Origin of the sequence: Dysgonomonas sp. HDW5B, from assembly GCF_011299335.1 — a bacterium.
Classification (GTDB): domain Bacteria; phylum Bacteroidota; class Bacteroidia; order Bacteroidales; family Dysgonomonadaceae; genus Dysgonomonas_A.
The window spans coordinates 1,740,513-1,765,715 of the sequence record NZ_CP049858.1; the positions used below are offsets into that span (position 1 = coordinate 1,740,513).

24 protein-coding genes are annotated in these 25,203 nt (G+C 33.3%); 10 read left to right on the forward strand and 14 right to left on the reverse strand.

Features of this window, described 5'->3' with window-relative positions; all coding sequences use genetic code 11:
* Positions 1 to 55 precede the first annotated feature (55 nt).
* The 7 genes from G7051_RS07090 (at position 56) to G7051_RS07120 (ending at position 6,124) form a co-directional block, all read left to right on the forward strand.
* The gene (locus G7051_RS07090) at positions 56 to 580 is read left to right on the forward strand and encodes a hypothetical protein (protein WP_166199202.1); all 525 of its coding nucleotides are present in this window, start codon (positions 56 to 58) and stop codon (positions 578 to 580) included.
* A 612-nt stretch (positions 581 to 1,192) separates the two neighbouring features.
* Positions 1,193 to 2,242: a tyrosine-protein phosphatase gene (locus G7051_RS07095; RefSeq protein WP_185155008.1), complete on the forward strand. Its 1,050-nt coding sequence runs from the start codon at positions 1,193 to 1,195 to the stop codon at positions 2,240 to 2,242.
* Between the two features lie 212 nt (positions 2,243 to 2,454).
* Complete coding sequence (locus G7051_RS07100) at positions 2,455 to 2,949, forward strand: hypothetical protein (RefSeq protein WP_166199203.1); 495 nt, start codon at positions 2,455 to 2,457, stop codon at positions 2,947 to 2,949.
* A gap of 314 nt (positions 2,950 to 3,263) precedes the next feature.
* The gene (gene ychF, locus G7051_RS07105; protein WP_166199204.1) at positions 3,264 to 4,367 is read left to right on the forward strand and encodes a redox-regulated ATPase YchF; all 1,104 of its coding nucleotides are present in this window, start codon (positions 3,264 to 3,266) and stop codon (positions 4,365 to 4,367) included.
* An 11-nt stretch (positions 4,368 to 4,378) separates the two neighbouring features.
* Positions 4,379 to 4,861 carry a hypothetical protein gene (locus tag G7051_RS07110; protein ID WP_166199205.1) on the forward strand — a complete coding sequence of 161 codons (483 nt, stop codon included), beginning with the start codon at positions 4,379 to 4,381 and terminating at the stop codon, positions 4,859 to 4,861.
* Positions 4,861 to 5,289, forward strand: a complete 429-nt coding sequence (locus G7051_RS07115) for a GNAT family N-acetyltransferase (protein WP_166199206.1) — start codon at positions 4,861 to 4,863, stop codon at positions 5,287 to 5,289. Before G7051_RS07110 ends, G7051_RS07115 begins: the two co-directional genes overlap by 1 nt.
* Positions 5,290 to 5,332: 43 nt before the next feature.
* On the forward strand, positions 5,333 to 6,124 hold the full coding sequence (locus G7051_RS07120; protein WP_166199207.1) for a M48 family metalloprotease: 792 nt from the start codon (positions 5,333 to 5,335) through the stop codon (positions 6,122 to 6,124).
* 87 nt (positions 6,125 to 6,211) lie between these two features.
* On the opposite strand, the gene G7051_RS07125 is transcribed toward G7051_RS07120, so the two are convergent.
* The 7 genes from G7051_RS07125 to polA all read right to left on the reverse strand — a co-directional run bounded on the left by G7051_RS07125 (position 6,212) and on the right by polA (position 13,946).
* Positions 6,212 to 6,844: a SagB/ThcOx family dehydrogenase gene (locus G7051_RS07125; RefSeq protein WP_166199208.1), complete on the reverse strand. Its 633-nt coding sequence runs from the start codon at positions 6,842 to 6,844 to the stop codon at positions 6,212 to 6,214.
* Positions 6,845 to 6,865: 21 nt separating this feature from the next.
* The gene (locus tag G7051_RS07130; RefSeq protein WP_166113066.1) at positions 6,866 to 7,429 is read right to left on the reverse strand and encodes an NAD(P)H-dependent oxidoreductase; all 564 of its coding nucleotides are present in this window, start codon (positions 7,427 to 7,429) and stop codon (positions 6,866 to 6,868) included.
* 144 nt (positions 7,430 to 7,573) lie between these two features.
* Positions 7,574 to 8,170, reverse strand: a complete 597-nt coding sequence (locus G7051_RS07135) for an LURP-one-related/scramblase family protein (protein ID WP_166113069.1) — start codon at positions 8,168 to 8,170, stop codon at positions 7,574 to 7,576.
* Between the two features lie 65 nt (positions 8,171 to 8,235).
* Entirely contained in the window at positions 8,236 to 9,015 is a 780-nt protein-coding gene (locus G7051_RS07140; protein ID WP_166199209.1) for a radical SAM protein, read from the reverse strand.
* A 13-nt stretch (positions 9,016 to 9,028) separates the two neighbouring features.
* Positions 9,029 to 9,484: a YqaA family protein gene (locus G7051_RS07145; protein ID WP_166199210.1), complete on the reverse strand. Its 456-nt coding sequence runs from the start codon at positions 9,482 to 9,484 to the stop codon at positions 9,029 to 9,031.
* A 3-nt stretch (positions 9,485 to 9,487) separates the two neighbouring features.
* The gene (locus G7051_RS07150; RefSeq protein WP_166199211.1) at positions 9,488 to 11,059 is read right to left on the reverse strand and encodes a hypothetical protein; all 1,572 of its coding nucleotides are present in this window, start codon (positions 11,057 to 11,059) and stop codon (positions 9,488 to 9,490) included.
* 118 nt (positions 11,060 to 11,177) lie between these two features.
* Positions 11,178 to 13,946, reverse strand: a complete 2,769-nt coding sequence (polA, locus tag G7051_RS07155) for a DNA polymerase I (RefSeq protein WP_166199212.1) — start codon at positions 13,944 to 13,946, stop codon at positions 11,178 to 11,180.
* Between the two features lie 101 nt (positions 13,947 to 14,047).
* On the opposite strand from polA, the gene G7051_RS07160 reads away from it, so the two are divergent.
* Positions 14,048 to 15,019 (forward strand): polyprenyl synthetase family protein, encoded by a 972-nt coding sequence (locus G7051_RS07160; RefSeq protein WP_166199213.1) that lies wholly within the window; start codon positions 14,048 to 14,050, stop codon positions 15,017 to 15,019.
* A gap of 140 nt (positions 15,020 to 15,159) precedes the next feature.
* On the forward strand, positions 15,160 to 15,603 hold the full coding sequence (locus G7051_RS07165) for a hypothetical protein (protein WP_166199214.1): 444 nt from the start codon (positions 15,160 to 15,162) through the stop codon (positions 15,601 to 15,603).
* Positions 15,604 to 15,673: 70 nt separating this feature from the next.
* Here G7051_RS07165 and deoC read toward each other — a convergent pair whose 3' ends face one another.
* From deoC to mnmG, 7 genes are all read right to left on the reverse strand, one after another.
* Entirely contained in the window at positions 15,674 to 16,546 is an 873-nt protein-coding gene (gene deoC / locus G7051_RS07170; protein WP_166199215.1) for a deoxyribose-phosphate aldolase, read from the reverse strand.
* A complete protein-coding gene (locus G7051_RS07175; protein ID WP_166113127.1) occupies positions 16,543 to 16,875 on the reverse strand; it encodes a nucleotide pyrophosphohydrolase in 333 nt (110 codons plus the stop codon). The genes deoC and G7051_RS07175 overlap by 4 nt, the downstream gene beginning before the upstream one ends.
* A gap of 15 nt (positions 16,876 to 16,890) precedes the next feature.
* The gene (gene dtd, locus G7051_RS07180; protein WP_166199216.1) at positions 16,891 to 17,343 is read right to left on the reverse strand and encodes a D-aminoacyl-tRNA deacylase; all 453 of its coding nucleotides are present in this window, start codon (positions 17,341 to 17,343) and stop codon (positions 16,891 to 16,893) included.
* Between the two features lie 413 nt (positions 17,344 to 17,756).
* On the reverse strand, positions 17,757 to 18,356 hold the full coding sequence (locus G7051_RS07185; protein ID WP_166113133.1) for an HdeD family acid-resistance protein: 600 nt from the start codon (positions 18,354 to 18,356) through the stop codon (positions 17,757 to 17,759).
* 164 nt (positions 18,357 to 18,520) lie between these two features.
* A complete protein-coding gene (uvrC, locus tag G7051_RS07190; RefSeq protein ID WP_166199217.1) occupies positions 18,521 to 20,335 on the reverse strand; it encodes an excinuclease ABC subunit UvrC in 1,815 nt (604 codons plus the stop codon).
* A gap of 132 nt (positions 20,336 to 20,467) precedes the next feature.
* A complete protein-coding gene (locus G7051_RS07195) occupies positions 20,468 to 21,007 on the reverse strand; it encodes an adenine phosphoribosyltransferase (protein WP_166199218.1) in 540 nt (179 codons plus the stop codon).
* A 96-nt stretch (positions 21,008 to 21,103) separates the two neighbouring features.
* The gene (mnmG, locus tag G7051_RS07200) at positions 21,104 to 22,978 is read right to left on the reverse strand and encodes a tRNA uridine-5-carboxymethylaminomethyl(34) synthesis enzyme MnmG (protein WP_166199219.1); all 1,875 of its coding nucleotides are present in this window, start codon (positions 22,976 to 22,978) and stop codon (positions 21,104 to 21,106) included.
* Positions 22,979 to 23,213: 235 nt separating this feature from the next.
* Between mnmG and G7051_RS07205 the strand changes: the two genes are divergently transcribed.
* The gene (locus G7051_RS07205; protein WP_166199220.1) at positions 23,214 to 23,963 is read left to right on the forward strand and encodes a copper homeostasis protein CutC; all 750 of its coding nucleotides are present in this window, start codon (positions 23,214 to 23,216) and stop codon (positions 23,961 to 23,963) included.
* Positions 23,964 to 25,203: the final 1,240 nt, after the last annotated feature.

Sequence of the window (25,203 nt, forward strand, 5' to 3'; positions counted from 1 at the left end):
TTGTTATAGTCTTAAAACGCTCATTAAATACGTTCTTTTACTTAAAATAAACATTATGAAAAAGTCTGTTTTTATATTCACATTTATATTTGTGTTTGTGATGGGATTTGCACAAACAAATACTACTCCTAAATACAATGTTCCTGAAGAATATTCTTTTTTGTTACGGGAAGACTACAATAAGTATGAACCTGAAATAAAGGAAGCTATAGACTGGTATTTATGGCGTTCGATGGGGATGGACAATGATAAAAGGCAAAATGCTGCAACTTTTTTCATGCAATGGCTTGTCGGAAGTCCGGCTGTGACAGTAGAAGTAGATACTAAAGTGGTGAATTTCGTAGATACTAATCCACAATTATTGATACCGTTTAGTATGGGATGGAGTAAATATGCCATAGAAAATGAGAATGCAGACCGTATTAAGGCTTCTGCAGCAGGAATAGAAGCTGCTGTTACTTATTATAACAAAAACAGAGCCTTTATGAACAAAGATGCTAATATAGAAAAGTACGAAAAAATGATAAAGAATAAGAAGCTTGAAAACTATATCAGTAAAAACCTTCCTCCTAAAAAATAAAAGAGAAAAAGAATGCTTGTCAATAAAGTGTTGATAACTGTTGATAATTTTCTGAAAAATAAAGTTGCAAAGTTGATAGCTCTAATAGTATATAAGATATTCATGAAATACAAAATTATTAAGCATAAATCTTTGTTTTTAATATCATACAGTTATCAACAACTATTAACAATGTGAATAAATAAAACTTTTAAACACTCATAGTTATCAACACCCGTTTAATAAAGTCTATAACAGTCAGAAAACCATACTATATGAGTATGCTAAAAAATGTTGATAAATGTATATAAGTCTGCATAAATTCAATAGTAACTTAAAAAGCAAGAAAAATACGAAATACTAATAAACAGTTTCAACAGGCTATTATTACTACCATATTAGTTTTTAGTTTAAAGAAGAATAAATAATACATAATACAATTGTTGATAACCCATTTTTGGATAACTGTATATTTTTAAGTAAATTCAGCTATTTAAGTTTTCAGAACTATTTATTACTTGGATACGCAAAATAGTTGTAGATAGTTATACCTTTAAAAAAAGTGTCGTACATATTTTATTATTACTTGTATTTATTCAAAGAATAAAAGGTCTCGGACCTCACTATATAATTATGAAAAAAATTATTTTAAGTTTATTAGTTATGGGATCGGTTATGGTCTCATGTAAAGACTCAAATATGAAAATAGATAAAGCTCAGTATTCAGGTAAAGATGTATCGGGTGAAGCATCTATCATAAGAAACAAAGAAACGAAAGCTGCCGAATTGAATATCGAAACAGCTGGTAAATGGATATTGTATGCCGGAAGTTCGGTAGAAGATATAGATTTTTCGAAACCAATAGCTGAAGGAGAGGGTAGTGGTGTCTTTCCTTTGAATGTGCCCGATAGTATACGGAGCTATTTTCAATTGGTAACTCCCGAAGGTAAAGCTATTCTGGCCGAACGTCATTTACCTATGGCAGGAGGGTACAATTTCAGGGATTTGGGAGGTATTAAAACATCAGACGGAAAATATGTAAAGTGGGGTAGGATATTCAGATCAGACGATTTGCATACTCTGACGGACGATGATCTTAATTATCTATCAAGCATTTCTCTTGTTTCGATAGTCGATTTCAGGTCTCCTGATGAAATTAAACGTTCTCCCGATAGATTGCCTGCTTCTGTTAAAACAGATTATGCTTATTCTATTACCCCCGGTAATTTATTAGCAGCTAAAAGTTTGACTGATCTTAAAGAATCGCAAATGGATAGTGCTATGATGGAAATGAATGTATTATTGGTGAGTGATACATCTTGTGTAAACAGATATAAAGATTTTTTCACCTTGTTACAAGAGGAAAAAGATGTTCCTTTGATGTTTCATTGTTCGGCGGGTAAAGACAGAACTGGAATGGGAGCTGCTCTTGTATTATTTGCCTTGGGTGTAGACGAAAATACGGTTATTGATGATTATTTGTCTTCTAATACTTATCTTGGCGACAAATATGCTCAGTATATTGCTCAAAATCCTAATCTAAAGCCCTTATTTCAAGTTAAAAAAGAATTTATAAAGGCTGGTATAGATCGGATAAAAAAAGATCACGGATCGGTTGAAAATTATTTGACTGATGTTTTAGGGGTAGATATTCAAAAATTCAGAGAAAAGTATCTATATTAGGATTGTTTATGTTTAGATATTTAAGTAATTGACGGTATTTAATGATACTTTATTAAATCATAACAAGTTGTATTTATTATACTTGTCGAAGTAATAAATAGGTCTGAGACTTTAAAATTATAAGTCTTGTCTTGCAGCTTTTGTGGGCTGTCATTTTTAGGTAATCAACAAAAAGGTCTGGCACCTTAACTTTATTGTAAAAGGTTTTAATTATGTTATCTACAAATTTTTATAAGAGAACTCTTACTTTAAGTATTGTACTGATATTGTATGCCAATTTAGTTTGCGGGCAGTCTAAGAGCGAAATTGAAGATTTATTAATGGATGTTTCTACAGTATCGGATTCTAAAGATATAATTAAAAACCAGTCTGCTATGAAAATTTCTGATTATCAGGAGGAAGCATTGGATATATTGACTGATTTTTTTACAGATGATACAAAAACAAATGTGTATTCGAAATGCTTAAAACGAAAGCTAAGTAAGGGTGAATTGGCTATTATTCTTTGTGATAGAATAGAAATTATTCCTTATTTCGAACTGATAAATATGCAAAATTTTACTCTTTTGTTTTGTAAAGACAACCCCAATTTTGTAGAACCTTATTTAGATATTATAAAGAAACAATCTCCTGCAAAATTCAGGGATAAATATATACAATGGCTTCACAGTGATAAACGCAGCAGCACTAAAATTTATAATTACTGAATTGGTTTGAAAGAGGTCTGTTTTATCTATAAAGTAAAGGATCGGAGCAGTACGATTGAAGACATAAAAAGTGTGTGTAATTTTTGTCACTTTTGTAATCTTTTTATATCTTAACTATTGATAATCAACTGTTTCTGAAAGTGACAAAAAATGTACTGAAAGTACAAGTAAGTGTGAGTTTTTTGTACCGTTTTGTCACCTTTGTAAAGTAGGATGTAAGTTTATTGAAGGAGAGTAAGTAAAAGTACACATTATTAGTTTGTATAATTTGACTATCTTTGCATCCTTGAAAATTAAAAAATTAAAATAAAATAATGGCTCTACAATGTGGTATAGTGGGACTTCCTAATGTAGGAAAATCGACCCTTTTCAATTGTTTATCGAACGCAAAAGCCCAATCGGCTAATTTTCCTTTTTGTACAATCGAACCTAATGTGGGAGTGATTACTGTTCCTGATGAACGTTTGAACAAATTAGCAGAATTGGTTAAACCAAACCGTATTTTACCCACAACGGTAGAAATTGTAGATATTGCAGGATTAGTTAAAGGAGCCAGTAAAGGTGAAGGACTTGGAAACAAGTTTTTAGCCAATATACGCGAAACAGATGCCATACTTCATGTATTGCGTTGTTTTGATGATGATAATATTACTCACGTAGACGGAAGTGTAAATCCTGTTCGTGATAAAGAAATAATTGATACCGAATTGCAGTTGAAAGATTTGGAAACTGTAACAGCTCGTATTCAAAAAGTAGAAAAACAAGCTAAAACCGGTGGAGATAAGGATGCTAAACGCATGTATGACATTCTTATTCAGTTCAAAGAAGCTTTGGAACAAGGAAAATCGGCTCGTACTGTTCAGTTTGATAATAAAGAAGACGAAAAGGCCGCTAAAGAATTATACTTGCTTACTTACAAACCTGTAATGTATGTTTGTAATGTGGATGAAGCAAGTGCAGTTTCGGGAAATAAATATGTAGAGCAAGTACGCGATTCGATACAAGAAGAGAATGCACAAATACTTGTGGTAGCTGCTAAGATAGAATCTGAAATAGCTGAATTTGAATCGTACGAAGAGCGTGAAATGTTTCTTTCTGAAATTGGTCTCGAAGAATCGGGGGTTGCACGTCTTATAAAGGCCGCTTACCAACTTTTAGGTCTTCAGACATACTTCACCTGCGGAGTGCAGGAAGTTCGTGCCTGGACGTTTATTAAAGGCTATAAAGCACCACAATGCGCAGGTGTTATACATACCGATTTCGAAAAAGGTTTTATTCGTGCCGAAGTTATCAAATACGAAGATTTTATTGCTTTAGGTTCTGAGGCTGCCGTTAAAGAAGCAGGTAAAATGAGCGTAGAAGGTAAAGAATATGTGGCTCAGGATGGCGATATTATGCACTTTAGATTTAATGTATAATAGCTAATTTGATGTTTCAATTTTTAGAAATAATAGGATATGTAATCCTCGGAATAGGTATTATTCTGATGTTTATCGGTGGTATTTTGGCTACCAAAGCCATGTTTTCCAATAATCAGGATAAGCTTAAAACGAACTTAGTAAAAGGTCTGAAATACTTTGGTCTTTCTATTCCTGTTCTTGTTATAGGCTTTGTAATAGGTATTTATGGTTCATCGTCTTTATCCCATCAAAGGGTACCTGAGGTTTATGTTCTGACGGAAGAAGACATCCATATTTTAGATAAAAACAGGGATGAACTTAGTGAGAAAGATATTCTCAAAATTCATCAGCTTACATTTTCACATTTAAGTCCACAGGATATTGAAAAATATTATGATAAACTGAAAGAGGCTTCTATAAAGATTTTACCTCCTACTTATCCTGAAGATCTTTTTGAAAAAAACTTCAAAGAGACTACTATTTATAAGGACAAATACGGAATTAAAGAGTAATGATTAGTGAAGCTTCAGATAAAGATTATCCTGTTTTAGTCCATGTATGGGAAAGTGCAGTTTTGGCTACTCATGATTTTCTTTTGCAAGAAGATTTTCAGTTTTATAAATCTCGTTTACCTCTTTATTTTGAAAACGTAACATTATATGTTTTTAAAGATGAATGCTTTACTGTAAAAGGATTTCTTGGGGTTTCGGAGCATCAAATAGAAATGCTTTTTGTTGAAAATGAATCGAGGGGTATGGGAATAGGCAAAAAATTACTTAATTTTGCCATAGATTCATTAGGATTGAGAAAGGTGGATGTGAATGAACAGAATACACAAGCTTTAGGATTTTATGAATATAAAGGATTTAAAAGAACAGGTTATATGAATTGCGATGCAGAGGGTAAAAACTATCCGATTGTTTCGTTAGAATTAGTCTAGTTGTATTTACACACTAAAGAATATCACTAATTAAAATAAATGTATGAAAAAGTATTTCTTAGCATTGGCTTTATTGGCCACTTTTAGTTTTGCTGCTAATGCACAATTCGGAAAAATAAATGTAGGTAAAGTAACTGATGCTGCAACAAAAGGAGTGAAGGCTATGACTTTGAGTGATGCTGAAATTTCTCAGTATGCTCAGGAATATATCGATTGGATAGATGCTCACAATCCTGTATGCAGTGTAACAGATACCGACCAAGGTAAAAGAGAAACTGCAGAGCGTTTGGCTAAAATTGCAGCCATGTTTCCTATAGATAATGTTAATGGTAAAAAACTAGATATCAAAGCTCTTTATGTTGTTGATGTAAATGCTTTTGCATGTGCTAACGGTAGTATCCGTGTATTTGCTGGTTTGATGGATATCATGACTGATGATGAAATTCTTGCAGTAATGGGACATGAGATAGGGCATGTGGTAAATAACGATTCTAAAGATGCTTTTAAAACAGCTCTGCTTACTTCGGCTCTTAAAGATGCAGTAGGTTCTACCGGAAATACTGCAGCTGCTTTAACAGACTCTCAATTGGGTTCTTTAGGTGAAGCTTTGGCTGGTGCTCAATTCTCTCAAAAACAAGAATCGGCTGCCGATGATTATGGTTACAATTTATTGAAACAAGCTAATCAGGATCCTAAAGCAATGGCTCAATCGTTAGGTGTGCTATTGAAATTGGAACAAGAAGCGGGTGCCGGTAAAACAAGTAAAGCTACTCAATTATTTTCGAGCCATCCGGGTCTTGAAAAACGTATAGCTAATTTAGAGAAGAAGAAATAATACACTATAAGTATTTGATAATAAAATTATAATAAAATAACCTGATAGTTTACTATCAGGTTATTTTTTGATCTGTACAGATCTATTTTACTTTAAATATCCCACAGGATGATTAAGCATCAATGTTTGGCTGTCACTCAATTTAAGAACCTTTTTTAGTTCCGCGTGATTCATCTGTGCCCGTGGTTTAGTGCCTAATCCCATTCCTGAACAGAATATAGATATGTTTTGAGATACAATGCCTGCATCTACTTTATTCATATCGGTAATATGTTCTATTGAGTTGTAGGCGGATGGTTTGTATGTTGACGCATCTGCTACAATATAAAGAATAGAAGGGGGTAGGGGATTATCCTTTTTTCCACCTGCTAATCCTCGGTAATCACCTTCCGATATTAGTATTAAATTGTTTGCTTGAGCATCAAATTTATATACTGCGTTAGGTAAGGCAACGTATACATCGATATCTTGGCTATTTTGAGCCGACGGAGCGGTCTTTTTACCATTCTCGCGGTTAATACCATTGGCAGCCCAAAGTAAGTTCGACAGATCTTGTATACTGAGTTCTTTGTCTGCAAACTCGGATGATGATTGTCTTTTAGCAAATGCCTCCATTACACTAATTCCACCTGTTTTTACCGGCTCATTCAGTTTTATGTCTTGAGCATTGATATTTACAAGTGAAGCAAAAGCTAATGCAGCTATTAGAATATATCTCATGTCTTTATGAAGTAGGATTTGTTATGATTTAAAATGATTCTCTATTTTGTCCAGAAATGCTTTTCTATGCTCATCACTTCCCGATGTGATGTGATCGCAATTGAACCATGTTGCATTCTTTATTCCTACAGAATACAGGCAGTTTTTATTGATGTCATTAACAGGATCACCCGATTCGCTGAAATTCTCTGTAGCTTGTTCTGATGTAGTTATTACAGTAGATTTTTCGATATTGAGAAGTGGATTCCAACCTTTTTCATAATTGTATGCAAATCCGTAAAGAAGCACTTTATCAAAAAATCCTTTCAAAATAGCCGGCATGTTCATCCACCATATTGGGTATATAAATACTACATGGTCGCTATTTTTTAGTAAGTTTTGATATTTCTCTACTAATGGATCCGAAAATCCACCTTTTGAATATAAAGCTAATTCTGACTCTGTCAGAACAGGGTTAAAATTGTCTTTATGCAGATCTATAACATGATAAGGACGATTATCTGTATCTAATTTGTCAGTAATTGTATCTAAAATCACTTTATTAAAACTACCATGCCAGGGATGTGCTAAAACTATTGTTACCATCTTTTTCTTTTTTTGATTAGTTCTATAAATTTACGCATTTCTTTTTATAGTCTTTTCCGGACTCATTTTTATAAACATTATTTAATATAAAAGAGCTGTAGTTCTAATACTACAGCTCTTTTTATACTAGTTTTGAATTACTTCTTATTTAGATTCTTTTAATACCATATCGATAGTAATTGCAGTAGATACTACAACTATTTTATCTGTATTTTCTTTGTATTCTTCTCTGATAGAAACATTGTACTTATCGGCAGTAGTGAAAATTTCTTTCATTGCACCTGCCCATTTTTTGCTGATTGTTCCGATAGGTTGTCCATTAGCTTCTGATATGGCAAAATTCCATCCTTTCCAGTCTCCTTTTATTTCTGCTATCTTGGTTTTGTTGGCAGCCATAATATGGAAGGTAGGTTTAAGAAATGCCCATTTTTGTTTAATGAATCCAAGAATTTCATGGTGTCCGTTTAATATAGCTATTTCTGACATGAAAAAAGTCCATCCTCTCTTTATTACTGCAAGAGTATTACCTTCTGTATCTACAATTTCCAATAAGAAAGGCATCATAGCTTTACCTAAAAATAATCGAAGGATTTTATGACCTGTAGATATTCGTTGTTTAATAAGACCTATTTGGTTACCATCTTGACCGAATACTTTATATTCTGCTTCGAATTTAAAGTAATTTACTTTTTGATCTATGAAATACTCATTGGTTTCGAAGAACTTAGGAAAATTATTCATAATACAATATTATAGTTTAGTTATTAGTTAGTGTACAAAAGTAATCCATTATGAGCTAAAAGCAATCAACCTGCTATGTTAATTTTTATTCCGAGTTCTTCAACCTTTTTTCCAATGGTTTTGAGTTCTTCCAAAGGAACTTTTTCCAGATTTTTCTCGGGTGTCTCTCTATCTATAGTGTAAATCATTACTTCTTTTGGATGAGTGGCTTTTATAATGTTCAGCCATCCTTCTATCTCTTTTTCGGTAGTATTATCAACCGTTTTTCCGTTATGGCTACCTCTTACAAACATGGTTTGCAGAATAAAATAGCCTTTAAATTTTTTTAATAATTCAACTTGTTTCTCTATATTATAAGTGGGAGAATTGGGTTGATCTATTAAATTGACTGTATCAATATATGCCGAATCGAGTTTAAGTATATTATTCTCAATCTTTTTAAGAGCATTAAACACACTTTCCTTACCGATATGCATTGCATTGGAAAGAACACTTATTTTAGCTTCCGGAGCGTATTTGTTTCGTAATTCTATGGTGTCATCAATTATTTCTGCAAAATGAGGGTGTAGGGTAGGTTCTCCATTACCGGCAAAAGTAATGACATCTATCTTTACATTTTCTTCTCTTAATTTCAATAATTTGTGTTCCAGAGCAGCCTCGACATTCTTACGATCGGGCAAAGCTGTTTTGGTTCTGCCATCCTCATTATATCCGCATTCGCAATAGATGCAATTGAATGAACACACTTTTCCATCGTATGGTAAGAGATTCATTCCTAATGAAGTACCTAATCTTCGACTGTGAATAGGTCCAAAAACTATTTCATCAAATAATAATGTTGACATAATTTATTACATTTTATCTTAACCATTCAATTCCGTATATAATTCCATATGCAAGAAGTACATAGCGTGCAAATTTACCTGCAAACATGCTGATATTTACAATATATACATTGGCTCTCATATAGCCGAGTGCAACTGCAATAACATCTCCCACTATGGGTAAGAAACTGAAAAAAGCCATAATAGCACCTTTACCGGTAAGCCAAAGATGTATTTTTTCAATTTTCTCTTTTTTTATTTTCAAGTACTTTTCTATCCATTCCAGTTTGCCTAATTTACCTAAGTAATAATTGGTCATTCCTCCCACCCAATTACCCACGGATGCTATGATGATGCATGTCCAAATATCAAAACCTGCTGCTATAAGAGCAGCAAATACAAATTCGGAGCCAAATGGTAATATTGTGGCTGCAAGAAATGAGGCTAAAAAAAGCCCTATGTATCCGTATTCGGCAAATCCGTCAAGCATATTTTAAGATTGTATTTTATTAAACATTTTTCTTCTAAATGCATAAATTGTTAGAGTAAGAAATGCAATTAACGTAATATATAAGCTATTTTTTTGAATAAAAGTACCTTCAAATTTTACTTGAACAAATCCAGATGTATTAATCGGAATCTCTATGAGACCGTTTTTACTTTTCTGAATATCTATTGTTTCTTTATTATTGTAGGCATAATAACCCTTGTAATAGGTCAAAGGAAGCTCTATGATTTCGTTATGTATTGTATTTATTTCGAATACAATTTTACTTCTCGATCTTTTTATATTATATATATCAGTATCAGCATGTTTTTTTGATATAACATTACCTCTTTCCACTAAATTATTTACAGTTGTCGGGATAGGGAGGTATTCTATATTATCAGCAAAACCTAGAAAGAAATTATTGGAAGTTCCTCTTTCCGGTAGATTTGTTATTCCCCATTTTGCATGTTTATAGGGCATACTATTTAAGTAAATAGAAGCAAATAATAGGAATATTATTCCCGAGAGAAAGAAGAAAGATTTAGTATTCCCTTTTAAATAATTAGTCACATAATACCCACAAGATAAAGCTAATAGAAAGCTCGAAAATTCAAATAGTCTCCATATAAACTGAGTTCTTCCAAAGATATAGTTAGGATATAAAAAGAGAGGAAGAAGATCCGAAGTATATATAATTATAAGAAAAGCGGCTATAGAAAACAGGTCGATGCTTCTTATCATTTTATCCTTTTCGGATATAAAAAATCGGGTAATCAAAGGTAAAATAAGTGTTATACCAATGCTTGGTAAAAAGCTATAACTTAAAAGAGCCTTTGGTAATTCTTTAGCAGCTATTCTAACAAAAGGGTAACTGCTAAAAGTTTCGTAATTAAAAGAGTCGGATATGGTTTGTTCAAAGAAGGGAAATAAAAAAATCGCAGAACATAATACCGTGAAGCATCCGGCTAAAATTAAATATAGAATTCTCTTTGGTTCTTTTATAAAATCTTTTACAAAGATTAGTAGCGTAACTGTCACAATAATAGATAATAACAAAGTAGAAAGTAAATGCGTCAATATAAATAAACTATATCCAATAGTCAAAATATACCATTTTCTACAATCGCCTTTGATAACCTCATACAATCCCCAAAATACTATGGGAAGAAAAGTAAATGTTATAGCCTCTGCAATAGCAGCTCTTTCGAAATAATCTTGTAATCTATAGAGACAGAAGGTGTATAAAATAGCGCTTATATATGCCGTATATTTATTTTTAAATACTTTATAAACAGATAGATAAGTGAGTTGTCCTGTTAATAAAGTAAAAACAAAATACATCAATTGGTAGGCTCTGAAAACTCCGATAAGATTACCGATTAAGGCAAAAGGTATAAAAGTGAAGTTTGGATAAAATAAATTTGAAGCATACCCGTAATTATCAATTGCTTGGCTGTCTATATACGTAGGGAATGTCCCGTTTTTCAAAGCTTCCATAAGTATAAGAAATCTATTATAATGGAAGGCTGCATCATGTCCTACGCTTACTAAAGTAAACATAGAATAACGAAACATTGTAAATATTGTCAAGCAGACGAGTAGGGCTAAAAATATCCAAAAATGACTCTTTTCATTTTTCAATTTTTCTTTAAATTGAGATAATATATTCATATAATGGGTGTAAAATATCAAATTAATGTGCTTCCAACCAGTTGTTACCTGTGCCGGAGTCAGCTTTAATAGGAACTATTAGTTTATAGGCCTTTTCCATCTCCTCAATAACTATTTGTTCCACGTGCGACAATTCATCATTGAAGGTGTTAAAGTTCAGTTCATCATGTACTTGCAAAATCATCTTAGAACGAATATTTTCATTTCTGAAGCGTTCGAAGATAGTATTCATGGCTATTTTTATGATGTCAGCAGCACTTCCCTGGATGGGTGCATTTATAGCATTTCGCTCAGCATATCCACGTACAGTGGCATTTCTGGAGTTAATATCCGGAAGGTATCGTTTACGGCCTAGAATAGTTTCTACATACCCTTTTTCTTTGGCTGTATTAATGATATTATCCATGTACTCTTTTACCTTTGGATAAGTTTCAAAGTATCCGTCAATCAGCTCTTTAGCTTCTCCCCGAGGTATAGAAAGCCTTTCTGCAAGTCCAAAAACAGATATACCGTATATAATACCGAAGTTAGCCGTTTTTGCTTTGCGGCGCATATCGCTTGTTACATCTTTGATTGCGATTTTATATATTTTGGCAGCCGTTGCAGCGTGAATATCTTCTCCACTATTAAATGCATCTATCATATTTGGATCTTGGCTAAGATGTGCCATAATCCTTAACTCAATTTGTGAGTAGTCGGCCGAATAAAAAGTACATCCCGGATCGGCTATAAAAGCTTTTCGTATATCCTTTCCATGTCCCTCCCTGATGGGGATATTTTGTAAATTGGGATTGCTCGAACTTAATCTTCCTGTAGCCGTAACTGTTTGATTATATGATGTATGTATTTTATCATCTCTTTTATTTATCAATAAAGGGAGTGCATCAATATATGTACTTAATAATTTTTTAAGACTGCGATATTCTAATATTTTTCCGATAACGGGATGAGTATCCCTTAGACTTTCCAGTACTTCTTCACTGGTTGTATACTGACCGGTTTTAGTCTTTTTGGGTTTTTCGATGACCTTTAATTTGTCGAAAAGAATTTCACCTACTTGTTTGGTCGAGTTTACATTAAACTCTACTCCTGCAAGTTCAAATATCTCGGCCTCAATATTTAACATTTCTTTGGTCAGATTTTCTGACGATTCTTTCAAAGCCTTGGTATCGAGTCTTACCCCTGTATATTCCATATCGGCAAGCACATATACCAATGGAAACTCTATATCATATAGTAAATGGCTTATACCGTTTTTTTCTATTTCTTTTTCAAGAATATTTTTTAGTTTGAGAGTTACATCTGCATCTTCACAAGCGTAGTTGCAAATATCTTTAGGAAATAGATCTCTCATGTTTAATTGGTTCTTTCCACGAGATCCGATTAATTCATCTATATGAATAGTTTTATAATTGAGATAGGTTTCGGCCATATAATCCATATTATGTCTCAATTCCGGATTTATTAAGTAATGGGCAATCATTGTATCGAATAATTTGCCTTTTACTTCTATCCCATATTTTTTGAGGACAATAATGTCATATTTTATATTTTGACCAATTTTAAGAATATTTTCGTTTTCCAGAATTTCTCTGAAAATTTCGACCTGACTTTTTGCTTTATCGAAATCTGCGGAGATAGGTACATAATACGCCTCGCCTTCTTCAACAGAGAATGACATTCCGACTAATTCGGCATCAATAGGGTCAACAGAGGATGTTTCCGTGTCAAATGAATAAAAATCTTTACCTAGTAATTTGTCTTTTAATTTGACCATTTCTTCTTCATTATCAATTAAATGATAAGAGTAGACCATGTCTTTTAACTCCATGAGAGTCGAATATTTTTTTTCTTCTGGAGAATCTTCCTTGAATTCTTCAAAGAGAACTCCTTGAGCTTCCTCTTTTTTAGGAACAAATTTTGTCTCTCGTTTTAAAACTCGATTAATGAGTGTTCGAAATTCTAATTCTTCAAAAAGGAGTTCTATTTTTTCGTCATCGATATTTCTTCTTTCAAATTCTTCTTTTTCAAATTCTATAGGAACATCAACTTTTATAGTTGCCAAAAATTTGGAGAAAAGAATTTGCTCTTTATTATTTTCGAGTTTGTCTTTTAGTGTTCCTTTTATGTTAGCAGTATTTTCAAGAATATTTTCGATAGTCCCAAATTCGGCAATTAATTTTTCGGCAGTTTTTGCTCCGACTCCCGGACATCCCGGTATATTATCGGAAGAGTCTCCCATCAAACCGAGTAAGTCGATCATGAGTAGGGGAGAGGCAATGTTGTATTTTTCCATGACAGCTTTGTCATCTAATACATCGAAACCATTTCCGGCAAATTTTGGTTTGTACATGAAAATCCGATCACTGGTCAATTGACCATAGTCTTTATCGGGTGTCATCATGAATACATCCATATCTTCTTTTTCAGCCTTTTTTGCAATTGTTCCAATTACATCATCAGCCTCATACATAGGCACTTCTACTATTTTTATATTGTATGCTTCTATTATTTGTTTTATAATAGGCACTGCCAATTTGATATCTTCGGGAGTTTCGAGACGTTGTGCCTTATAATGCTCATAGGCTTCGTGTCGGAAAGTTGGTCCTGCCGGATCAAATGCAACTGCAATATGGGTGGGATTTTCTTTCTTTAGAACTTCTTCTAAAGTATTGACAAAACCAAAGATTGCCGAAGTATTCAGACCTTTTGAGTTGACTCTCGGATTTTTTATAAATGCATAATATGACCGATATATAAGTGCGTAGGCGTCTAAGAGAAAGAGTTTCATACCAAAATATTAGTTAAATAGTTCTATTTCTCAGTAAAGTTACAAATAAATGCCTCTAAAAGCTGAATTATTTATAAATTTGCAATTCAACTAATTTTAGTATGGATAAAAAGCTTTTGATAGCTAAGCCAATAGCTTCAGAACTCGAACGTTTTACTTCTTATTTTAGAGAGTCAATATTTTGTAATAATCCTAGAATTCAGGAGATTATAGATTACATAATGAAATCAGACGGAAAGCATATTCGTCCGATTTTGTTATTGTTGGCAGCTAAAGCTTGTGGAGAAATAACAGAGACAACCTACCATTCTGCCGTAACGGTCGAATTGTTACATACTGCATCATTGATACATGATGATGTTGTGGATGAATCGAAGATGAGAAGAGGGATACCTTCTACTAATGCTATTTATGATAATAAAATGGCAGTTTTAGCAGGTGATTATTTCTTGTCAACCGCATTGATCAAGAGTGTATTAACTGGTGATATGGAGATTATTTCAGCTATTTCCGGATTAGGTCGTAGTTTGGCCGAAGGTGAGCTGAATCAGCTATCTTTGGCTAAGGAAATAATTCTGGATGAAGCAGAATATTTCGAAGTTATTAAGAAAAAAACAGCTTCACTTCTGTCGGTATGCATGAAAATAGGTGCTCAGTCTGTTGGTGCAAGCCCTGATCAGGTTGGTCGTTTTGAAAAATTAGGAGAATATTTAGGTGTTTGTTTCCAATTGAGAGACGATATTTTCGACTATTTTTCGAATAATGTGGGTAAACCTACGGGTAATGATATACGTGAAGGAAAAGTGACTTTGCCTTTATTATATGCTTTAAAAAATACTGATTCCGAAGAATCCCGGAAGATGATGCATATTATTGAGGAAGCAAATTTTTCTGATGCAGATATCTCTGCTCTTATTTCTTTTGCTAAAGAAAATGGGGGGATAGATTATGCATACAATAAAATAGAGGTATTTAGGAAAAAGGCTATTGAAATTATTGATACATTGGAAAATGGCGAAGTTAAAGATGCCTTGATAAATGCTGTAGAATATGTTGTGGAACGTGTCTATTAAAGATACGGATATGCTGCAATAATAGAAAGTGCTTAATAAGTAAATAAAAGTATTCAATAATATGTTTTAAGCATCCGGCAGTTTGTGATTGTTGTGATGTTCAGAGCGATAATAAGTCTAAGGATTTACGATATTATTTTATGAAAAAAATACTCTTGCTTTTAGGTTTTGTAGCATTCTTCCATCTTATTTCCACTAATGGGGTATATGCAGCACAGGTCACTTTGGGAGCCCATGATAAGGTTATAAAAATTTGTGATTTGCCTGATACGGAAGATTATACTTCCAGTGACGGTAAATTATTTGATTTTGGTTATAAGTACACTGTATTTGAAGTTATATTTTTACCTATTTTTCAAAAAGGCGAGGGGCAAATTGTAGGCTATATCGATGATGATAATTATGTAGTTTTATCTGAAAGTGATATTCAAAATATTGCTAAAACGAATAAAATTCAGAATTTGGCCGGCTTAGCTAAGATTCCGTTTTGGGATGTTTGGGGTGGAAAATTAGTGGCTATTGCGGTTATTCTTCTTCTTGTTTTTTCGATAATCAGAGATAGATATAAGAAAATTGACGAATAAAATAAAGGGTTATAATTTACAGATTATAACCCTTTTATTTTTATATAGTGTAGTAAAACTTGAGCAGTGATTACGCTTTTATTGTATCGAGTAAATTGTTTGCCAAGCGACTTGCTCCAAGTCTGAAATATTCATTATTGCACCATTCATCTCCTAGAACCTCTTTCACTACTGTATAGTACTTCACAGCATCTTCGGTGGTAACAATGCCTCCAGAGGCTTTAAAACCGACTTTGCGACCTGTTTTCTTGGTATATTCTTTAATTGCTGTACACATTACATAAGTAGCCTCCAGACTTGCACCTTCATATACCTTTCCGGTAGATGTTTTCAGGAAATCGGCTCCTGAGTACAATGATAATACAGATGCTTTCATGATATTAGAAGCTGTTTTTAATGCGCCTGTTTCCAATATAACTTTCAAGTGTGCATCACGGCAAGCATGTTTAATTTCGTCTATTTCCTCGCATAATTCTTCGTAGTTTTCATCTAAGAATAAGCCTAGATTTAAAACTATATCTATCTCATCCGCACCATTGGCTACGGCAAGTGCTGTTTCTGCTATCTTCACTTCCGTAAACGTTTGTGACGATGGAAATCCACCCGATACACAGGCTATTTTTACACCTTGGGCAGTAAGAGCTTCTTTTACCACTTCTGCAAAGTTTGGATATACACAGATAGCCGCAACATTATTTACATCAGGGTATGTTCCATCAAAGTCATTTACTTTTTCGGTAAATTTCCATACATCTTCTTTAGTATCAGTAGTATTAAGCGTAGTCAAATCAATACATGAATAAAGGGTTTTGTATACTTCAACTGTATTGTTTTCTGCAAATTTTTTAGATATAATTTCCTCTACTTTTGCTGCTATATCTTCGTCTTTTATAGCAGTTTTATATTGATTCAGAATATCAATATACTTGTTTGTACTAGTCATGATTGAGTCAGTTTATCGTTATTTATATGTCGGTTTTTATCCCTGTTTGTTTTCTTTTCCATGTTCTTGTTAAAAGCTTCCGTAAGGTCTACTCCGGTCTGGTTTGCCAAACACATAAGTACCCACATTATATCAGCCATTTCATCCGCCAGATTTTTGTCGAGATCAGCTTTTTTAAACGACTGATCGCCATAGGTCCGTGCCATGATGCGTGCCAGCTCTCCAACTTCTTCGGTAAGAATGGTCATATTGGTTAATTCGGAGAAATATCTGACTCCGTATGTTTTTATCCATTCGTCTACTTTGTTCTGTGCTTCCTGTATAGTCATATTTCGCGTTTTAAGCTATTCTTTTTCCTTTGAATCAATCCAAATGGTTACTGGCCCGTCGTTGATTAATTCGACCTCCATATGGGCTCCAAAAACGCCCGTTTGGATTTTATTATTTATTGTTTTTTCTAATTCTTTACAGAACTTCTCATACATGCGTATTGCAATATCCGGTTTCGAGGCTCTGATATAAGAAGGTCTGTTCCCCTTTTGAGTAGAAGCGAAAAGTGTAAATTGAGACACTACAAGGACTTCTGCACTTATGTCTTTTAGTGAGAGATTCATTATACCTTCCTTATCATCAAAAATGCGCAGATTAGCTATTTTATTACATAGCCAGGCGTTATCTTCGGCTGAGTCTGAATCCTCTATACCTAGAAGTACTAACAAACCTTTATCTATTTTTGATTTTATGTTACCTTCTACTGTTACAGATGCTTGTTTTACCCTTTGTATTATTACACGCATGGTTACTTTTGTTACTTTTTCTTGTTTGAAAATCAGCAGTTTAATGATTAGGTGTACTACTTTTGTTACTTTTGCCCCTTATGTGTGTACTTTTATCACTTTTTTAAAATGCTGTATTTCAGATTGTAATGAATAAAAAGGTTACAAAGGTTACAAAAGTGACACTTTTTCACCCCGTTTTTTTATTGTCTCTTATTTTACCTAGTATCCTTATTTATTGATAGATAAACTTGCTGACATATAACTAGGGTTGTACTTCTTATTAAGTACAAGTAATAAATAGTTCTGCGAACTTACATTACTTGTAATTGATTTTATTTTATACAAAAGTAGGAATAAATTTGGGTATGTAGGTAATAAAAAAACAGCACATTGGTCAATGTGCTGTTAGTAGATTTCTATTATTTTTTATCTCATTCTCCTAGACGATGTTCGTCATGATCTTTCGGTAAATATTTAACCAAAGTTTTCAGTTTGAATGCCAGGAATATTCTTAGTATTCCATAGAAAATAAATGCAAAAGAAATGATGTATGCTGCAAATAAACCTGCTATAGCGGGTTGAAACAATAAGATGATAGAGGCAAATACACTAAGTATTGATAATGCCAGTACCCATCCCCAACCGCTGTTTCTTACCGATTGAAGGTCAAATGCCATACCTATTCCCCAGATGGATTGAATAAGTATCCAGAAGGCGATAAAATAGCAAAGCATAAGAGGTGCAATATCTAAATTGGCTAATAAGAATACGGCAAATAGCAAATCGATAATACCCATTGCAAGCGTCCATCCCCAATTATGTATTACATTTTTGTTGGAAAGTGCAAATACGATTTCTGAAATTCCTCCAACGAAAAATGAGAAAACGAATAGGAGTGTGATTGCCGCAAATGTGGCAAATGGCGTAAACATACATATAAAGCCAACTACAACGGCTACAATGCCGACTAATAGTGATATCCACCAATTTTTAACTGCTCTTTTGAATGTAGAAAGTAAATGATTTTCCATAATGATATAATTTTATGTTTTCTACTTATTATAACAAATGAATAGTTAATTATGTTTTGGGAAATTTCTATTTGTTCTTGCCTGCTTATTGTTTAAGTGTTTGTTACGTGTTTTTGTGTCAATTTGATACTTTTTGTATCTTATTGCTCTGCTTAACCATTAATTTAGATGTCTGTGTCTTTTTTGTCTTTATTGAAATGCTCACCGATAAGTTTGGCTTTGTGTTTGCCCACAACTTCTTCTATTTCTTCCGATGTGCTTGATTTAATGCGTTTTATGCTTTTGAAATGCTTTAATAACATTTTCTTTGTTTCTTCTCCGATTCCTTTAATACTATCAAGTTCAGATACAATTTGTCCTTTACTTCTTAGGTTTCTGTGAAAAGTAATACCAAAGCGATGGGCTTCATCTCTAAGGTGTTGGATAACTTTTAGAGTATCAGAATTTTTATCTAAATAGAGCGGAATAGAGTCTTCCGGATAATATATTTCTTCTAACCTTTTGGCTATGCCTACGATGGCTATTTTTCCATACAATTCGAGTTCCTTTAAAGATTCGCAAGCCGCACTTAATTGTCCTTTACCACCGTCAATAACAATGAGTTGGGGTAGGGGAGCCTTCTCCTCTTTGAGTCTGTGATAGCGTCTGTATACAACTTCCTTCATGGTCGAAAAATCATCAGGGCCTTCTACTGTTTTTACCATAAAGTGACGGTAGTCTTGTTTGGATGGTTTTGCCATTTTGAATACTACACATGCAGATACAGGATTTGTTCCCTGAATATTCGAGTTATCGAAACATTCGATATGTATAGGAAGTTCTTTTAAGTGTAAGTCATTCTGAATCCCTTTTACGATTCTTATAGAGCGTTGTTCGGGATTCAGGCTTTCGGCCTTTTTGAGCTTGTCTATTTTATACTGTTTTACATTCTGAATAGACAGTTTAAGTAGTTTCAGTTTATCGCCTCTTTGAGGTATTGTAAATTCGGTATCCTGAAGAATAAGATCAGGAAAGAAAGGCACTACTATCTCTTTGGCGAGTTTTAGAAATCGATCTTTCATTTCGAGGATGGCGAGTCCCAATAGCTCTTCTTTTTGCTCATCTAGCTTTTTCTTGTATTCGAAAGTATACGCTCGTATTACCGATCCATTATGCACGCTTAGGAAATTGATGTAGGCTGCCGAACTATCTTCGTCGTAGCCGAAAATATCAATATTGTACATAATGCTCGAAACAACGGTCGATCGCTGTTTGAAGTTTTCTATTAATATATATTTCTCTTTCAATTTCTGAGCTTCTTCAAATTTAAAATCCGCAGCCAGATTTTGCATTTCCTCATAGATTGCCTTACTTGCAATATTTATATTTCCCTTTAGTATCTCGCGTACACTTTCTACATTCTTATTGTATTCTTCTAAAGATTGTAAACCTTCACATGGACCTAGGCATCTTTTGATATGATACTCGAGACATACTTTAAACTTTCCGTTTTTTATATTCTCGGGAGTTAAACTTAGGCTGCATGTGCGAATAGGGTAGAGCTTATGAATTGTTTCGAGTAATGCTTTTATACTTCCTCCACTGGCATACGGACCAAAATACTGTGATCCGTCTTTTACTATATTGCGGGTTTGAATTATTCGTGGAAAAAATTCATTTCTGATGACAATAGAAGCATATGTTTTGTCATCTTTCAACATTACATTGTAGCGAGGTTGATATTCTTTTATCAGATTGTTCTCTAATAAAAAAGTATCCTCTTCGGTATCTACAACAATATATTTTATATCTTTTATTTTACTAACCAGTATACGCGTTTTAGGACTGTCGTGATGCGTCTTTGTAAAATAAGAAGATACTCTTTTTTTTAGATTCTTAGCCTTTCCTACATATATAATACTTCCTTTATCATCAAAATATTGATAACATCCAGGTTTATCCGGTATATTCTGTATTATATTTTTTAAGACATCATTCATCTATGTAAGATTTAGTTTCTGTTAATTCGTTATCTCTGTATTCTAATTGGTAGTGGTAGATTTTTGGTTAATCATCGACGAGTAACACAAAATCTACCACTGCTATACTAAGGTAATAAAAAATTCGGGATATTAAATGTCGTATTTTATAATTGCTTCCACTTCTACATCATCAGGGAATAGTTTTCGACCCTGAAGTTGTTCCAATTCGATAATGAAGTTTACATATATTTTTTTTACACCCATTCTTTTGATTAATTTATATGCAGCAAGCATTGTTCCTCCTGTTGCAAGTAAATCATCATGGATTAGTACTACATCATCTGGTTCTAGCGAATCTTTGTGTATTTGTATTGTATCTACACCATATTCTTTTTCGTAGCTTTCTTCGTATGTATCCGCAGGAAGCTTTCCGGGTTTTCTGATTGGAATAAATCCGGCATTCATATTTAAAGCTAAAATAGGACCCATTATAAATCCTCTTGATTCAATTCCTACAACTTTGGTTATGCCCTTGTTTTTATACAAGTCCGTTAAAACTTCTGTCAGGTCTTTCAAGTTTTGAGGAGATTGAAATAATGTGGTTACATCTTTAAACTGGATTCCCGGTATTGGAAAGTCTGGAATATTTCTTACGGATGCTCTTAGACTTTCAATTTTTTTGTGTGGCATGATTTTATAAATAACTGTTTTAATGTGCTGTGACGCGTATTTTTGAAATTGTTCCACGTGAAACCGAAATTTGTTCCACGTGAAACCGGTTTCTTTTTATCTTCCCAAAAGTACAAGGAGAATCGAAATGTCATTCGGTGAAACTCCGGGAATTCGACTTGCTTGTCCGATTGTTTCCGGATTTATTTTGGCGAGCTTTTGGCGAGCCTCCGTCGAAAGAGATAAAATGCTTTCGTAATCGATTTTGTCTTTTATCAGAATGTTTTCTAATCTGGTTATCTTTTCAGCGATCAATTGTTCGCGTTTGATGTAGCCGTCATATTTGATTCTTATTTCTGTTGCTTCGATGATTTCCTCTTTTCTATTCGGAATTTTATCAATCTCTGCTTTGAATGCAGGGATAGAATCCAGAATGTTTTCGATACTTATTTGTGGACGGGTCAACAAGTCTTTTAATTTGACTCTTTGTTTTAAAGGACTTGTTCCTAATTTCTCCAATGATGAATTTATATATTCCGGTTTCAAAGGATAGTTTGCCGTGAATTCAATCAGTTTGTTTATTTCTTCTTTCTTTTCATTCAGAAGATTTATGCGGTCTTCTTTTACAATACCCAGATCATATCCCAATTGAGTGAGGCGTACGTCAGCATCGTCTTGTCTTAATAAGATTCTGTATTCTGCACGAGAGGTAAACATTCTGTACGGTTCATCCACACCTTTTGTTACTAGATCATCGATCAATACACCTATATATGCTTGGTCTCGTCTTAAGATAAATTCTTTATCACTGTGGCAATTCAAGTGAGCATTTATACCTGCAATCAGTCCTTGTCCGGCAGCTTCTTCATATCCTGTAGTTCCGTTTATTTGACCGGCAAAGAATAAGTTCTTCATTATTTTCGTTTCCAACGTATGTTTTAATTGGGTAGGATCGAAGAAATCGTACTCAATAGCATATCCCGGTCTGTAGATATGAATGTTTCTGAAAGCCGGTATTTTCTCAAGAGCCTCTATTTGGTTGTGGAGTGGGAGAGACGAAGAAAAACCATTTAAGTAATATTCCTGAGTGTTTTCACCTTCGGGTTCTAAGAACAATTGGTGTGAATTTTTCTCCGAAAAAGTTACTATTTTAGTTTCGATACTTGGGCAGTATCTTGGTCCTATACTCTTGATTTGTCCGTTGTAAAGGGGTGAATATTCAAGACCTTCTCTCAGCTTATCATGAACTTCTTCATTTGTATTGCATATCCAGCAACTAAGTTGTTTTAGAGTTCTTGGCTTGAAATCTAAGTAGGAAAATTTGTGGAAATCTTCTTCACCTTTTTGTTCTTCCATCAGCGAAAAGTCAACGCTTCTACCGTCAATTCTGGCAGGAGTTCCCGTTTTCATTCTATCTGTAGTGAATCCAGCTTCTCTTAATTGTTCGGTGATTCCGTATGAAGCAGGTTCTGCAACCCTTCCTCCTGTAAGTTGAGTCGATCCGATATGCATCAATCCGTTCAAAAAAGTACCGTTTGTAAGCACTACCGATTGTGCGGAAAATGTTACACCAAGACTTGTTTTTACACCTTTTACTGTTTTATTTTCGATTACTAGGGATGTAACCGCATCTTGCCAGATGAATAAGTTATTGGTGTTTTCGACAATTTCTCTCCATTTTAAAATGAATTGAGCCCTGTCGCTTTGTGCCCGAGGACTCCACATAGCAGGTCCTTTCGACTTGTTTAGCATTCTGAATTGGATGGCAGTTTTATCTGTAACGATCCCCATTTGTCCGCCTAAAGCGTCGATCTCTCTTACTATTTGTCCTTTTGCGATTCCACCCACTGCAGGATTACAGCTCATCTGGGCGATCTTGTTCATATCCATCGTTATTAACAGGGTTTTTGAGCCTAAGTTAGCTGCTGCTGTAGCGGCTTCACAGCCGGCATGTCCTGCGCCTACGACTATTACGTCATATTTAAAATCCATTGTTATTTACTTTAAAGTCTCCGACTTATTTGTTTTATTCGAGCAAGTATAAGTGCAACTATCTGTTGTAATTAGAGATATTGCGTTAAATATTTGCTGCTATTTAATTATTGTGCAAAGTTACTATTTTTATATCAGTTCATAACTTGTTTCTTTCCGTCTAAGTTTTCCGATTTCTTCTTTTTTGTCTTATTTTTACTTAAAATATAAACTATACCGAATAATATATTGAAATATGGTAACTGTAGAAGTATGTGCTAACTCCGTTCAATCAGCTATTGAAGCTCAAAAGGGTGGGGCAGTAAGAGTCGAATTGTGTGGTAATTTGTGTGATGGGGGAACTACTCCTGCCAAATCTCAGATAGAGCTTTCGCGAAATAATATTGAGATTGACCTGAATGTAATTATTCGTCCTCGAGGGGGGGATTTTTTATATGATAATCTTGATTTCGAATCGATGAAAAGTGATATTGAGCTCTGTGGCGAACTCAAATGTGATGGTGTTGTGATTGGTATTTTAGATAAAAAAGGGAATGTTGATATTGAAAGAAATGGTGAGCTAGTAGAACTAGCTAAAAAGCATGGTATGTCAGTTACCTTTCATCGGGCATTTGATCGCGTTCATGACCTATATTCGGCACTTGAAGATGTCATTCGTTTAGGTTGTGACCGTATTCTAACTTCGGGAGGCTATCAAACAGCGTTTGGAGGTAGAGAAGTTCTTCGGAAATTAGTCGATTTGTCGAATAATAGGATCATTGTTATGGCCGGATCGGGTGTGAATGAAACTAATGTTACGGAGTTGGTTCATTCTACAGGTGTGAAAGAAGTGCATGGAACATTTCAAAAGCCAATACAGGGGGGGATGAAATACAATAGTCCTAATTTCCCTGATAATTATAACAATTCGGGTTATTCCGAATATTCTTTTCTTTTATCTGATGCTAGCAGGGTGAAAGAAATAGTTAAAAATGCTAATTTGTAATCTCTTTATTTAAGGGCTAAATTTTGTTGATTTAGCATAGCTGTTTAATCAGATTATTTGATTTTAGATAAGAGCAGGTTTAAAGATTTATCTTTTTGCCTGCTCTTCTTATTTGATTTTTGTAATCAGATAATTTTAATTTTATTTTCCAAGTTGTGATATTATATATTTTATGTCTTGCTATATTTTAAACTTTTCGATCTAATATTTTATAAATAGTTTTTCAAATTTGGTAACTATTTTATTCTATTTTTTATTCTGATTTCTATTTTACTGTAAAATTGCTTGAAATATATTTCTTGAAATAATCTTAATTATATTTAGAAGTACTATTTTAATATAATGCTATATTTTATATTATTCTAATTATATGAATATTATATTATTAATTTTTTAATTATAAATTTTAAATATTGTATATAAGTATAGCAATACGTATTGCTAGTGATATAAATGAAAAATTATAAATAGATTATAGTTTTTTATTTTAGAAATATTGATTTTATATAAAATATTATTTGGAAAACTTTGTACTAGATCTATTGTATCATTATTGATTACTTTATCTTATATATTCATCTTTTTTATTTGTTAGCAAGACTCAATATTTATCCTTATGCCTTGAATTGATAGTTGGCTATTTTCATTCTTAAGAGAAAAATGATAAAAAAAGCTGGGCTATTAATTTATAGTCTTACGGTTTTTAATTATCTATAATGGGGCATTTTCATTTTATTTATTTGTGTTTTTTAAGGATCGCTTGTTTTATCGATGAAATCTCGAAGTTTGTTCTATTATAAATATATTTTTCTCGATAAAAACGATAATATATAGATCTTATGGGTTGAATATTAGTTTATTACTTATTTTACTAATGCTGTGATTTTTTGTTCTTACATCAGACTGATTATACAATAGGATAAATGAAGCTTTTATTGATAAAGATTCGATTTGAATATTCTAAGTAAGAGGAAATATTCATTATATCTTATAAAGATATAACTGTCTATATATCTTGTGATTGAAAAATTAATAAATAGTTTTGTGAGCTTAATTTAAGGTTATAGCTGCCCATTATATGTATTCAATGGGAAATTAAATGGACTGATATCTTAAATAGTCTGTTTATCAGAAGATCATATGATCATATGAATTATAATAATTAGTTTTTCTTACATTTGTAATATTTTGGATATAAATGGAGGTTGTCTACTTTTTTATTAATGACTTGTTTTTGTTT